This is a genomic window from Rhizobium sp. NXC14, assembly GCF_002117485.1.
Taxonomy (GTDB): domain Bacteria; phylum Pseudomonadota; class Alphaproteobacteria; order Rhizobiales; family Rhizobiaceae; genus Rhizobium.
Genome location: NZ_CP021030.1, coordinates 1,857,868 through 1,870,721, shown reverse-complemented (window position 1 = coordinate 1,870,721; position 12,854 = coordinate 1,857,868). Strand labels below are relative to the sequence as shown.

Genomic DNA, 12,854 nt, shown 5'->3' with positions numbered 1-12,854 from the left:
ATGCTCCAGGAGTCAATACGAACCGAAGCGACGCCGAAAGCCCATGCTGCCGAAACACCGCCTCATCCTTCTGCGCCACGCCAAATCCGCCTGGCCCGACGGTGTGTCCGACTATGAACGGCCATTGGCGGATCGCGGGCGCAAGGCAGCACCCGTTATCGGCACCTATATGAGGCGCGAAAAGCTGATCCCCGATTTAGCCCTCGTCTCGCCGGCCCGCCGGGCGCAGGAAACCTGGAAGCTTGTCCGCGGGGCCCTTTCGAAAAAGATCCCCGAACGCGAAGCGGCGGATATCTACGAGGTGTCGGGGGAGCGCATCCTCGATGTGATCCGAGCCGTCGAACCTGGCATTCGCACGCTGCTCATCGTCGGCCACAATCCCGGCATGGAGAATGCGGCCTCGCTTATCGTGGCGGACGGCAATGCCGATGCCGTGGGACGCATGCGGAAGAAGTTCCCGACAGCGGGGCTTGCCGTCATTGACCTCGATCTCGACGGATGGGACGAGATCGCGGCAGGTATCGGTTATCTCGAGCGCTTCGTAACCCCCAGATCCTTGGAATAATAAGGCCACTTTCCGGTTGAATTGGCAGACATGGCGCACGGTCGCGTAGCCCGGCACCTCCGGCTCGCGTCAAAACGGCAGAATGTCGAACAGGCGCTTGCTCGCCCTCGCCGCCCAAGACGGCTTCACCGTACCGGCCGCCAATGGCGGCCCCGACGATGGCGCCAGCAGCGGTTGATAGAACCGGTTGAGCATCGCATCGCAGACATAGTGCCCCCAATTCGTCAGGTGCTCCGTCTCATCAGCGCCGAGGAAATGGAGGTAGGTGCCGATCTCGGAGGGAACGACCGATGACGGCGGCAGCGTGTAAGAGGCGTAGGGTTTGAGTTCGGCGTCCTTGCTGTCGATCGACCAATAAACGCCATGGGTTCTTGCGCGCAGCGCCGATTTCGCGAGGTCGTCGAGGCCAAGCGTATCGGCCCGTTTTGCAGCCTTGAAGCCGGCGATCAGGTCTCGCCGCCTTAACGACCGCACCTGATTGTCCGTCGTATCGAGAACGCGCTTCAGCTGGGAGAGATAGTTCCAGTATCCGCGGGTCGAGGAGCGCCAAGGCGCGCCGGCATCGCTGACGAGCAGGCAGTCGCAGCGTTTCAGCGCCGGCTCGATGCCGTGATTGTCGTAAACACCGCCATCGCTTAATATCGCCCGGTCCGGAGCGACTGGTTCGCCAACGGTATCATCGAGTTTTTCCCTCTTCCAGGAAAACTGCGACAGGTCCAATCGCAGCGGTGACAGCACCGGCGGAAATGCTGCCGAAGCGGCAACCGCGGTTGCCAGCGACAATGCCGGACGAAACGACACACCGATCCGGTAATCCGCGATATAGCGGTTGGACATCCGGAAGAGCGAACCGGTGCTGAGATTGCTGGCGCAAAATACGAACCAGGGCGAGCGCGGAAGATCTCTGAGGGTTGGCGACCTTCCGTCGAACAGATGTCGCTCGTATAGTTTGGCGGCTTCCTCGGCCGCGCTTGAGAAGGGATTGAACACGCCCTTCAGGAAGCTCGGCCCATCCGCGAATATCTGACTGAAGGCGAGAATGCGATCCAGGTATTCCGTCTTGAAATTGACGGCGATCTCGCTCGAGAACACCAGCCGTGGCCAGATATAGGCGAGCAGGCCCGAGGCGATGGATCCGCCGGAGACCGACGAGATCATATCGAGCTTCGCCAGAAGACCGGCCTCGTTGAGCCTCGCAAGCGATCCCGCATGGAAAAGCATGGCCCGATAGCCACCGCCCGAAAGGCAGAGGCCGAGTTTATAACGCTCCGCCGGCTTCTCGGGATCGTCGGATCCCGAAGAGACGGCATTCGATGGGGCATGCTCGTCTTCCGACATGCTCGGCCTCACTCAGGAAGATGAGTGTTCACCGATCTCTTCCTTCAGGCAAGCTGCCGAACTTTGCGGTCATTGCCTGCGGACCGGCAATATCTACTCTGCGTACTTCCGGGAGTTGGCATCGCATTTGTGCCACTCCCAGTTTATTTCGGCTTCGTCCTTTTCGCCATAACACCAGTCGGCGCGATTGAGCAGCGGACCGAGTTCGTCGCGCCGTCTGCATGCCCGCAGCGTTTCGGGTCCAGTGCGATCGACACTCGTGCGGCAGATGTCGTCCAGTCCTGTCCACTGATGGATCAACCGATCCGGCACCTTGGCCCCCTTGTCCGTGGCGAGCACCTTTCCGGTCTCGGACTCGATCTGCAGGGAGGCCGTGTTCCACACGTAAGAGAATTCGGCCATCCCGGAGGACGTCTTACCCGTGTCCCTATTTCCGGCAAACCATTCGACAATTCCCGACATTTGGCATTTTCCGGCACAGCTGGCAGTCACGGAGCCCGGCTTGACGCTGTAGATGCGCTCCGGCCAGCGTTGGGCGAAGGCTGCCTTTTCCTTCAGGACGGCGTCTTTGTCGACCGAGTTTCCGAAGAAGGAGACCTCGTCGGCATAGACGCCCTTCATGAAGGCCAACGCCGATGCGCTGTCTTTCGACCATTCGTCATTGTATCGGTTTGCGAAATTAACCGCCTCCGTGGTCAGGTCGCCGGGTTCCGGTGCGCCCGCCTCCTCGGAATCACTCGGCTCTGACGGCATGTCGGCGGGTGTTGCGCTCTCCTGCGGTGCGGCGCCTGGCGAGGGCGGCGCGCTTTCCTGTGCCGAAGGCATATCCTCGGGCGTGTTGATATTCCAGTCCCGCATTTCCGCAGCGGTGAGATACCGTATATCGGTGCTGTCGATCGACAGGCTGAGCTGCAGCAGGTTGGGGCTTACCCCCATGTCGGTGAGATAGCCGATGATCTCGCCGGTCAGTGCTTGAACAGTCGAGACGGCCAATTTGTTGTCGATGGCAACATCGTCGGACAGGGAAACCCGATGCACGCCGATAGAGCCCGGCTCGGCAAATCTTTCAACGCCGCCGACGAAGGCGAAGGCGCAAGCCGACGCGCACTCGGCGGCTCTGATCTGTATCGTTTTTGCATTCAGCAGGCGGAGGGCCCGGCCGAACCTGATCGCGGCGACCACGTTTCCGCCTGGCGAGTCAAAGGTGACATAGCTCGGCTGGTACTGCGTATATTCGTCGACAAGCGTCATCGCATCGTCGGAACTCTCGAACACGCCTTTTATCGTCAGGACGCGCTCTCCCGGCGCGGTCTCCAGACGTTCGTAGGAAATGGCCGCATGCCCCTCCCCGGCTAGGGCGACGAACGCCAGCAGAATCAATATCAACGAGACGGATTTCCGCATTCTACCCCGGTCCCCAAGCACCTGTATTTCTCCTGTCGTCATTCGCAGCATAGCTTTCGCAGGTCTGAATAGCCGGATGATGAAAACCTGCTCTACCCCCGCCTCATTCGCGACCAGCCGGCGCCAATTACGGTCCGAAGAACAACAGCTTCGCAGAGAATGTTGACAGCTACCCCAGCAGGTCAGATCAATGCACAAGGGCAATCTTCTGGCAAGCGTCACAATCAGAAGTGATGAGACAAGGTAAATACAGGCCCTTCGCTGTTCTGGAGGCATCATAGACGCGTGCAATTGATATCGGCTATGTCGGCTGCACCGACACACTTGACCAGCGAGGCCGTTCGTGACTTCCCCCTATGACAATCACGCCCTCGACCTGAGGAATGATCCCAATTTCTTCGCCCTTCTGACCGGCAGCTACAAGCGCATCGTCGGCTGCGCTCTTATCGAGGATGGGCAAGGGCCGGACTGGCTTTACCGCCATGCACCTTTCGTGGTCCTCGCGCACAATACACTGCCCGACCCGCGCTTCATCTACGCAAACCGGACTGCGCAGAACTGCTTGGAATATAGCTGGGACGAATTCATCATGCTGCCGTCGCGACTATCGGCCGAGCAGCCTGATCAAGCCGAACGCCAGCGGCTGCTGGATGCAGTCACGCGCAATGGTTTCGTCGATAATGGCCGCGGCCTCAGGGTCGCGAAATCGGGGCGCCGTTTCTGGGTCGAAAATTTCACTGTCTGGCAGCTCATCGATGAGACGGGCAAGCGGTTGGGCCAGGCGGCGATATTCTCTTTTTGGCGGGACGCGTAGTTCCTACGGTTTTACGCGGTCCGGATGCGCTGCCTGGAAGGCGGGGAGTTCGGCGCATCTGGCGTCGATGTCGCTGATGCGTCTGAAATCCGTCATATCAACGCCCCAGCGGCGGGCATTGTAGACCTGGGGAACAAGGCAGAGATCGGCCATCGACGGCCTGCCGCCAAAGCTGAACGCGCTATCGGATTCGCCGAGCATGGTCTCAAGCTTGCGAAGTCCATCGCCGATGAAATGCTTCATCCATTCCTCGCGAGCCTCGGCCTTGTCGGTCAGCGTCAGAAGATGCGAGACGACATGCAGGTTGCAGATCGGATGGATGTCCATGGCAACCGCATATGCGAGAGCGCGCACTCTGTGGCGATCGAAGCTATCCGATGGCAGCAATCCGCATTCCGGCCGGAGCTCGGCCAGATACTCGATGATGGCCAGCGACTGCGTCAGCGATTTGCCATCGATCATCAATGTCGGCACCAGCCCCTGCGGGTTGAGCGCGAGATAGTCTGGCATCCTGTGCGCACCGTCGAGCAAGCTGATCGGCACGGTCTGGTAGTCGAGGCCCAGAAGATTGAGCGCGATCCGCACGCGATAACTCGCCGATGACCGCCAGTAGTCGTAGAGAATGATCTCGTTCATCCCCCGGCAGCTCCCTCGTATTTTCCGACCGTCTGCTCGATCGCCCCGAAGATCGAATGGCCGGCATGATCCTTCATCTCGATGCGGACCTGGTCGCCGAACCTCATGAAGGGGGTCTTCGGCGATCCGCTCTCGATCGCCTCGATCATTCTCAATTCGGCAATGCAGGAGTATCCATCTCCCCCCGCGTCCACCGGCTTGCCGGGGCCGCCGTCGAGCTTGTTCGAGACCGTGCCGGAGCCGATGATCGTTCCGGCCACGAGGTGGCGGGTTTTGGCGGCATGGGCAATCAGCTGGCCGAAGTCGAAGGTCATGTCGATGCCGGCATTCGCCCTGCCGAATGGTCTGCCGTTCAAGCTTACGAGCAGTGGCAGATGCAGCTTGCCGCCGTCCCACGCCTCTCCAAGTTCGTCGGGCGTCACCGCGACCGGCGAGAATGCCGAGGCGGGCTTGGATTGGAAGAAACCGAAGCCCTTGGCCAGCTCGTCGGGGATCAGGCCGCGCAGCGACACGTCGTTGACGAGCATCAGCAGGCGGATGGCGCCGCGCGCAGCCTCGGGGCTGGCTCCCATGGCTACGTCGCCGGTGATAACGGCAACCTCTCCCTCCATGTCGATCCCATAGGCCTCATCTGCCATCAGGATCGGATCGCGGGGCGCACGAAAACCATCCGACCCGCCTTGATACATCAACGGATCGGTCCAGAAGCTTGCCGGCATCTCGGCGCCGCGCGCCTTGCGCACCAGTTCCACATGGTTGACATAGGCCGAGCCGTCGGCCCATTGATAGGCGCGCGGCAAAGGCGATGCGGCGTCATGTTCGTGAAACCGCATCGTCGGCTGAGCGCCCGTCTCGATGCCTTCGGCAACCCGCCGAAGTCGCGGAGCGACATGCTCCCAGTCGTCGAGCGCCGCCTGCAGGGTGCGGGCGATGTGGCCGACCTCCGAACAGCGGGTCAGATCGCGGGACACGACGACGAGGCGGCCGTCCCTGGTGGAGTCCTTCAAGGTCGCAAGTTTCATGTCTCAATTCCAGTGCCGGAGGAAGCTTCGCCGATCTTGACCGATCCTGTCACTTGATGCCCGGAGTTCCGTCGAACTTGCGTTCGAGGCCATCCCAGCATTCGAGGTAATCGTCCTGCAGCGTTTCGAGCTCGGCTGCATATTTCGTCAACTGCTGCGGATAACGGGTCTCGAACATGAAGGCCATGGTGTGATCGAGCTTCATCGGTTTGAGCTCGATATTCGATGCCTTTTCGAAGGCGAGCGCGTCCGGGCCGTGAGGAAGCATCATATTGTGCAGGCTGATGCCGCCCGGCACGAAGCCTTCCTCCTTGGCGTCATACTGGCCATGGATTAGGCCCATGAACTCGCTCATGATGTTGCGGTGGTACCATGGCGGGCGGAAGGTGTGCTCGGCAACCAGCCAGCGCGGCGGAAAGATCACGAAATCGACATTCGCGGTGCCGGCATCTTCGGTGGGCGCGGTCAGCACCGAGAAGATCGACGGATCGGGATGATCGAAGCTGATGGCGCCTACCGGCGAAAATGTTCGCAGGTCGTATTTGTAAGGCGCGTAGTTGCCGTGCCAGGCAACCACATCCAGCGGAGAGTGGCCGATTTCGGTGACATAGAATTTGCCGCACCATTTCACATGCACGCGGCAGGGCTCTTCCTTGTCCTCGAAAGCAGCGACAGGCGTCTTGAAGTCGCGCGGGTTGGCCAGGCAATTGGCGCCGATCGGCCCGCGGTCCGGCAAAGTGAATTTCGCGCCATAGTTCTCGCAGATATAGCCGCGCCAGACCGCCTGCTCGCCGCTCTTTAGAATTTTGAACATCATGCCGCGAGGGATGAGGCAAATTTCCAGCGGCTCGACATCCATGATGCCCATTTCGGTGAACACTCTGATGGCGCCGAGCTGCGGCACGATCAGCAGTTCGCCGTCGGCGTTGAAGAAGTAATCATCGACCATGTCTTCGTTGAAGACATAGGCATGCGCCGACATGCCGACCTGGGTCGTGGCATCGCCCGCCGTCGTCATCGTCCGCACCCCTTGCAGAAAATTCAGCTTCTCGGTGGGAGCAGGCAGCGGATCCCAGCGGAGCTGACCGAGCGGGAGCGAATGCTCGTCCAGGCAGGGTGCGGTTTTCCAGAGCGGATAGGACGCGTTCGAGAAGCGGCGGGTGTGGCGGACGCTCGGGCGAATGCGGTACAGCCAGGACCGTTCATTCGTACCGCGCGGCGCAGTGAAGGGCGAGCCGGAAAGCTGCTCGGCATAAAGGCCGTAGTTGCATTTCTGCGGGCTGTTCTGGCCCTGCGGCAAGGCGCCGGGCAGCGACTCCGTCTCGAAGTCGTTGCCGAAGCCCGGCATATATTTCAGTCTGTTTGCCTTCGCCGCTTCCGCGTCGGAAGCCTGGATCGATGTCTGGTCCATGCTCAACTCCTCCCCGAAAACTCTACTACGTCGTAGAGTTTACTCCGCTGCCGTGCCGATGACACCACGCTTGATCTGATCTGCCTCGATCGACTCGAACAGCGCACGGAAGTTGCCCTCGCCGAAGCCCTCATCGCCCTTGCGCTGAATGAATTCGAAGAAGATCGGACCGATTACCGTCTTGGAGAAGATCTGCAGCAGGATTTTCGTCATGCCGCCGTTCACCACCCCCTCGCCGTCGATCAGGATGCCGTGCTTCTTCATGCGGTCGATCGGTTCGTCGTGGCCATGCACGCGATCATAGGACATGTCGTAATAGGTCTCGGGAGGGCCTGGCATGAAGCGCAGGCCGTTATTGGCAAGCCGGTCGGTCGCTTCGTAAATATCCTCCGTCCCAACAGCGATGTGCTGGATGCCCTCGCCCCGGTACTTCTTCAGGTATTCCTCGATCTGGCTGGTATCGTCCTTCGATTCATTCAGCGGAATGCGGATCTTGCCGCAGGGCGAGGTGATGGCGCGGCTGACCAGACCGGTGATGCGGCCGTCAATATCGAAGAAGTGGATCTGCTTGAAATTGAACAGATCGCGGTAGAAATCCCACCACTTGTCCATGTTGCCGCGGAAGACGTTGTGGGTGAGATGGTCGAGATAATAAAAGCCGATCCCTGTGGGATTTGGATTGGGCTCGCCAAGCCAATCGAACTCGGCCTCGTAAGCCGATCCCTTTGTCCCATAGGTCTCGACGAAATAGAGCAGCGAGCCGCCGATGCCGACAATCGCCGGAACGTCGAGCACCTTGTCATTTCCTTCATAGGGAACGGCGCCCTTCGACACGGCGTGATCGAAGGCGTGCTTGGCATCGACCACGCGCCAGGCCATCGACGGGGCGCAGGGACCATGCTTTGCGACAAAACCAGCGGCATGGCTACCGGGCTCGGCATTCAATACATAATTTATGTCGCCCTGGCGCCAGACGGTAATGTTTTTCGTCTTGTGCTTGGCGACCGCGATATAGCCCATGCGTGTGAAGAGCTCGCTGAGCTTCTCAGGCTCGGGGTGGGCGAATTCGACGAATTCGAAGCCGTCGGTGCCGGCCGGATTGTCGCCGGTGATTTCCGACGGAGGCGCATCATGCGGGAACGGACCCATTTTCTTTTCCTCCAGAGGAGATTGCAATCTATGCAAACTATGGCTCAAAACTGGCGCAAAGTTCTTGCGTTCTTGGTGCCGAAGGAACAGATTATGCACGATCTGTGAGCATTCTGGAGATTTGGCGCAATGGATGAGCCCCTAGACAAATTGGATCTACGCCTCCTTCTGGAACTTCAAAAGGATGGAAGGCTCACGAACAACGAGCTTGGTGAGCGGATCGCGCTTTCACCGTCGCAATGCTCGCGCCGGCGTACCAGATTGGAAGCCGAGGGCTATATTCGCAGCTACCGTGCCCACCTCGATCGGGAGAAGCTGGGGCTCGATATGCTGGTGGTCATTTCCGTCACGCTTGCCACCCACAACCGAGATAATGCCCGCCGATTTTCGCAATTGATCAACGGCCTGCCCGAGGTTCTCGAAGCTTATGCGCTGACCGGCGAGATGGACTATCACCTCAAGGTGGCGACCCGGGGGCTCGCCGATCTGTCGAAGTTCGTCAACGACGTTCTGCTGCCGCACGAATCCGTGCAGCACGTGAAAACCTCGATCGTGCTCGACACGCTGAAGACGTTCGAAGGCTATCCCGTGATGATGCCGGGCAGCCGGCATGGCGACAGTGCGCGATAAACGTTAGAGCGGCAGTTCGGTGGAGAATTTCAGCTCGCGCAGCACGAAGCTTGATACGACGGTGCGCACATGCGGGTTGCGCATGAGATAGCGGGTCATGAAGGCTTCGTAGCTTTCGACGTCCCTCGCCCTTATCTTCAGCATGTAGTCGAAGGCGCCCGACAAGGCGTAGCACTCCATGATCTCCGACCGCTCCAGCACCACTGAAGCGAAAGAAGCCACCGCCTCCTCATGGTGATCCTCCAGCGTGACGTGCGCAATCACGCAGAGCTTGAGATCGAGTTTGCCGGGATCGAGCAACGTCACGCGCTTGCGGATAACACCGTCAGCTTCCAGTTCCTGGATCTTCCGCCAGGCCGAACTCTGCGACATGCCGGCTCTTTCCGCCAGGTCCGCCAAGGACAGAGTGCCGTCGGCCTGGATCAGTTGCAGAAGCTTGCGGCGGAAATTCCTGGGTTCTTTCATTTTAGCCATCACATTCGAAAATATCTCCCACCACTATGGCGATAGCCGGCATGAAAGAAAAGAAAATCCGTCAAACCCGGAGCATAATCGCAGAAATATCGCCATTCCCGGGAGATCAGCCGATGACCAAGGAAAGCAGCTACACCGCCAAACTGCCTGGCCCGGAGGGCCTTTATGACTATACCCCCGAAGAAGATCAGATCTGGGGCGAACTCTACCGGCGTCAGATGAAGCTCTTGGCCGACAAGGCTTGCCAGGAATATCTGGACGGCGTCAAACTGCTGGGGCTCAGGCCGGAAAAAGTGCCTCAGCTCCTCGATGTGAACAGACGCCTGAACGAGACCACAGGTTTCGGCGTCGAAGGCGTGCCGGCACTTATTCCGCCTTCGCGCTTCTATGAGCTTCTCTCGCAGGGCAAGTTCCCGCTGGCGACCTTCCTGCGCCGCCGCGAGCATATCGATTATATCGAGGAACCGGACCTGTTCCACGAGGTGTTCGGCCATTGCCCATTGCTGACCAATCAGAGCTATGCCAATTTCGTCCGGCATTTCGGCGAAACCGCCATGCGGCTGGGCAAGGGCTATTCATGGCATCTGTTCCGGATTTTCTGGTTCACCGTCGAATTTGGTCTGATCAACACACCGCAAGGCCGCCGCTGCTTCGGCGCCGGCATCGTTTCCTCTCCAAGCGAAGCGAAGGCGGCAACGGAAGGCACGGCGTGCGAATTCCGGCCGTTCGATTTGATGAGCGTGCTCCGGACACCCTACCGCATCGATATCCTCCAGCCGATCTACTATGTCATCGACAGCTTCGCCGATCTCGAGGCAATCGTGGAGCAGGATATCGGCGGCGCGATCCTCAAGGCCAAATCGCTTGGGGATTTCGCCCCGGCTTTCGAGGCGAAGGCTTCGTAATCCTGACGCGGCGGTAACGTGTGACTATCCGTCAGATCCTGCGTTTCACTTCGGAGCGGCGGGACTGCGATTGACGAATTCGACCAAGACGCCTGGCTTGACCATGCCGGCCAGCTCTTCTGCGTCCCAATTCGTCAGCCGCACGCAGCCATGCGAGCCGACCTTGTCGATGAGCTTCGGCTCCGGTGTCCCGTGTATGCCATAGGTCGGCTCGGTCAGGTCGATCCAGACACTGCCGACCGGACCGTTCGGCCCCTTCGGGATCGTCAGAACCTTGTTGTTCTTTCCCTGCTTGAAATTTCGCTTCGGGTCGTATCGGTAAACCGGCATTCTCGAGACGCCCTTGACCTTGTGTTTTCCTGAAGGCGCTGGATTGTCCTCGCTGCCGATCGTCGCGGGATAGACGGCAAGTAGGGACCCATCCTCGCCATAGGCCAGCACCTGCCCTGTTTTCTTGTCAGCCTCGATGCTCTTGACCTTGCCTTGCCTGGGAGGGCCGGGATTAACGACCCACACCTTGTCGCCGGGCGCAAAATGCGAGCCAGGGTTAAGTGCATTCAAGAGATCGAGACCCATGTGGAAGCGCTCGGACAGCTTCTCCGCAACGCTGGTATAGCCGAGGCTCTGCATCTTTGCCTTCTCGCCGTAATCCTCAGGAATCCTGTCGACCAGCCCCGTGGCGTCCTCCGGCGAGACGACATAGCTCTCAACGACGGGGGAATTGTCTTCCAACCGGGAGGCGACATCCGGATCCGGCCTGCCGTCCACGGGAAGCTTGTTCATCGCCTCGAAGCCGGCCACCGCCTTGTCGACGTTCTCGCCGGAGAGACCGTCGACCACGCCGGGAGACGAGCCCGCGCGGTCGAGCAGGACCTGTAGGCGGATGATCGCCGGGTCCGGATCTGCGGGCTGTAGCTTTCCTTTCCCGATGTCGGCAATGGAAGCGGCGTTGATCGTTTCGGGGAGAAGCTCCCGCGCGGAGGCGCCGCCAACGGAAAGGGCCAGAGCGAGCAGCGAAATCGGCAGGGCTGTTTTCATGGACAACAAATGGCCGACGTGGGAATTTGTTCCCACACCAGCCGGACATCCTCCGACACAGCATCTGCTACAAGTCCGCAGGACCGGTGGCAGGCTCCGGTCACGGCGCCTTCGCTTGCTTCCTGGCTTCGCGTGCTCTTGCGGCGCGCCGGGCGGGCCTCAGTTCTTCGATTATCGGCTGCCACCATTCGGCATCCCGGCGGGGAGGCGTTTTCGCAGGCCAGGTACGGACAAGTTCGTCGAATGTCGGGACCCGCCAGTACCCCCAGAGATGATCCTCGGTGGCCCCGGGGTAGAAATCCGCGACGAGAGCCGGATCGACCAGTTCGCCGGTGATTTCTGTGAAGACGACGATCCCATACGAGGTGGCCACCGGGCGTCCTGTCGGCGGCAGGTCGTCGGTCGGAAGCGGGTAACGGCGGCGCTTGCGTTCCTCTGCGCGAAGCCTGCTGCGCATCTCCTGTTCGGTTCCCTTCCGCTCGTCGGCGCGCCGTCGCCTCTCCTCCGGTTCGTTTCTGCGAGCCGCCGCTTCGATCTCAGGCCATCTGCGTCTCAGCTCCTCATAGGATCGAAAGGGCACGTGCCATATTCGAAGATCGCCGTCCCATCGCGAGAACGGCACCTCGCGAAGTTCGTCGACGACTGTTTTTGAATAGGGCGTTCGGATTCGAAAGCCGGCCTTACCAAGTTCCAGATATGGACTGTCGATGGGATCGAAGGCGAAGGCATCGCGTCCCTTCGCATCCGCATGCGCGTCGGCTTCGGCCTCCAGCTCGGCAAGCCATCGGCCGATGCGACGGGACGCCGTTCGGCCGGGAACGAACCAGGCCTTTCGCACGTCGTTCCAGCGGGCACGAGGGAAGCGGTTTCGAAACTGCTCGACAGTCATCCTGTCGTAAGGGAAGGAAACCTCTGCACCTGGCTTCGGCTCATCGTCGCGGGGCGATCTCTCGTCCTGGTCAGCGGGCGATTTTGTTTCGATCATAGAAGGAGAACGCTCCCGCGTCGGGATCGGTTTCCGGCGCAGCCGTACGTCGCCTTAACGACGCTAGTGAACCGTCTTGGACGGCTTCTGCGGGTGCGAAATGTTATGCAGCGTTGCCATGAGCTTTTCGAACTCGTTCAAGACACGGTTGAACTCGGCGTCCGGCATCGTAACGATTTCCGATACTGTCGAAGAAACCGATGCAATCAGTTTATCGATCCAAACGCAGCGATCGGCCGGCACATTTCCGAGAACTTCGCGACGGAGTATCTTCAACTCGCGAAGAATACGAACGATAAGGGCTCCGCGTTCCGCCCTGCTCAAGAACGGAAGCCTTGTCTGCGCCAGGTGGATTTCTGCTATCAGCGTCGTTGCCATCCCCGCTCTCCGCCCCTCAAATACAACCGGATATCACAACCGCTGCGATTACAACACGGACTTTAGTCTGGCTTGCCAGTTCGGTTCAGTTTCGTACGGCTCGCC

At 59.8% G+C, this 12,854-nt stretch carries 14 protein-coding genes; 4 read left to right on the top strand and 10 right to left on the bottom strand.

Annotated elements, in window-relative coordinates; translation table 11 throughout:
* Positions 1-43: 43 nt before the first annotated feature.
* Entirely contained in the window at positions 44-565 is a 522-nt protein-coding gene (locus NXC14_RS09170; protein WP_085777873.1) for a histidine phosphatase family protein, read from the top strand.
* 69 nt (positions 566-634) lie between these two features.
* On the opposite strand, the gene NXC14_RS09165 is transcribed toward NXC14_RS09170, so the two are convergent.
* Both NXC14_RS09165 and NXC14_RS09160 read right to left on the bottom strand, forming a co-directional pair.
* Complete coding sequence (locus NXC14_RS09165; protein ID WP_085777872.1) at positions 635-1,903, bottom strand: patatin-like phospholipase family protein; 1,269 nt, start codon at positions 1,901-1,903, stop codon at positions 635-637.
* A 93-nt stretch (positions 1,904-1,996) separates the two neighbouring features.
* Complete coding sequence (locus NXC14_RS09160) at positions 1,997-3,358, bottom strand: hypothetical protein (RefSeq protein ID WP_085777871.1); 1,362 nt, start codon at positions 3,356-3,358, stop codon at positions 1,997-1,999.
* 292 nt (positions 3,359-3,650) lie between these two features.
* Here NXC14_RS09160 and NXC14_RS09155 point away from each other — a divergent pair, with 292 nt between their 5' ends.
* Positions 3,651-4,121 (top strand): MEKHLA domain-containing protein, encoded by a 471-nt coding sequence (locus NXC14_RS09155; RefSeq protein WP_085777870.1) that lies wholly within the window; start codon positions 3,651-3,653, stop codon positions 4,119-4,121.
* A gap of 3 nt (positions 4,122-4,124) precedes the next feature.
* Here the strand turns inward: NXC14_RS09155 and maiA are convergent, their stop codons facing one another.
* From maiA to hppD, 4 genes are read right to left on the bottom strand one after another with little or no spacing between them, the layout of a single operon-like run.
* Positions 4,125-4,757, bottom strand: coding sequence for a maleylacetoacetate isomerase (gene maiA / locus NXC14_RS09150; protein WP_085777869.1), 633 nt, complete (start codon positions 4,755-4,757; stop codon positions 4,125-4,127).
* Positions 4,754-5,779, bottom strand: a complete 1,026-nt coding sequence (locus tag NXC14_RS09145; RefSeq protein WP_085777868.1) for a fumarylacetoacetate hydrolase family protein — start codon at positions 5,777-5,779, stop codon at positions 4,754-4,756. Before NXC14_RS09145 ends, maiA begins: the two co-directional genes overlap by 4 nt.
* Positions 5,780-5,828: 49 nt before the next feature.
* The gene (gene hmgA, locus NXC14_RS09140; RefSeq protein ID WP_085777867.1) at positions 5,829-7,190 is read right to left on the bottom strand and encodes a homogentisate 1,2-dioxygenase; all 1,362 of its coding nucleotides are present in this window, start codon (positions 7,188-7,190) and stop codon (positions 5,829-5,831) included.
* 39 nt (positions 7,191-7,229) lie between these two features.
* Entirely contained in the window at positions 7,230-8,339 is a 1,110-nt protein-coding gene (hppD, locus tag NXC14_RS09135) for a 4-hydroxyphenylpyruvate dioxygenase (RefSeq protein ID WP_085777866.1), read from the bottom strand.
* A gap of 129 nt (positions 8,340-8,468) precedes the next feature.
* On the opposite strand from hppD, the gene NXC14_RS09130 reads away from it, so the two are divergent.
* A complete protein-coding gene (locus tag NXC14_RS09130; RefSeq protein ID WP_064801992.1) occupies positions 8,469-8,969 on the top strand; it encodes an Lrp/AsnC family transcriptional regulator in 501 nt (166 codons plus the stop codon).
* A 3-nt stretch (positions 8,970-8,972) separates the two neighbouring features.
* On the opposite strand, the gene NXC14_RS09125 is transcribed toward NXC14_RS09130, so the two are convergent.
* The gene (locus tag NXC14_RS09125; RefSeq protein ID WP_085777865.1) at positions 8,973-9,434 is read right to left on the bottom strand and encodes an Lrp/AsnC family transcriptional regulator; all 462 of its coding nucleotides are present in this window, start codon (positions 9,432-9,434) and stop codon (positions 8,973-8,975) included.
* Positions 9,435-9,556: 122 nt separating this feature from the next.
* On the opposite strand from NXC14_RS09125, the gene NXC14_RS09120 reads away from it, so the two are divergent.
* Positions 9,557-10,348, top strand: coding sequence for a phenylalanine 4-monooxygenase (locus NXC14_RS09120; RefSeq protein WP_085777864.1), 792 nt, complete (start codon positions 9,557-9,559; stop codon positions 10,346-10,348).
* A gap of 45 nt (positions 10,349-10,393) precedes the next feature.
* On the opposite strand, the gene NXC14_RS09115 is transcribed toward NXC14_RS09120, so the two are convergent.
* From NXC14_RS09115 to NXC14_RS09105, 3 genes are all read right to left on the bottom strand, one after another.
* Positions 10,394-11,386, bottom strand: coding sequence for a L,D-transpeptidase (locus NXC14_RS09115; RefSeq protein ID WP_085777863.1), 993 nt, complete (start codon positions 11,384-11,386; stop codon positions 10,394-10,396).
* A 100-nt stretch (positions 11,387-11,486) separates the two neighbouring features.
* Positions 11,487-12,371, bottom strand: coding sequence for a hypothetical protein (locus NXC14_RS09110; protein ID WP_085777862.1), 885 nt, complete (start codon positions 12,369-12,371; stop codon positions 11,487-11,489).
* Positions 12,372-12,434: 63 nt separating this feature from the next.
* The gene (locus tag NXC14_RS09105; RefSeq protein WP_085777861.1) at positions 12,435-12,749 is read right to left on the bottom strand and encodes a hypothetical protein; all 315 of its coding nucleotides are present in this window, start codon (positions 12,747-12,749) and stop codon (positions 12,435-12,437) included.
* Positions 12,750-12,854: the final 105 nt, after the last annotated feature.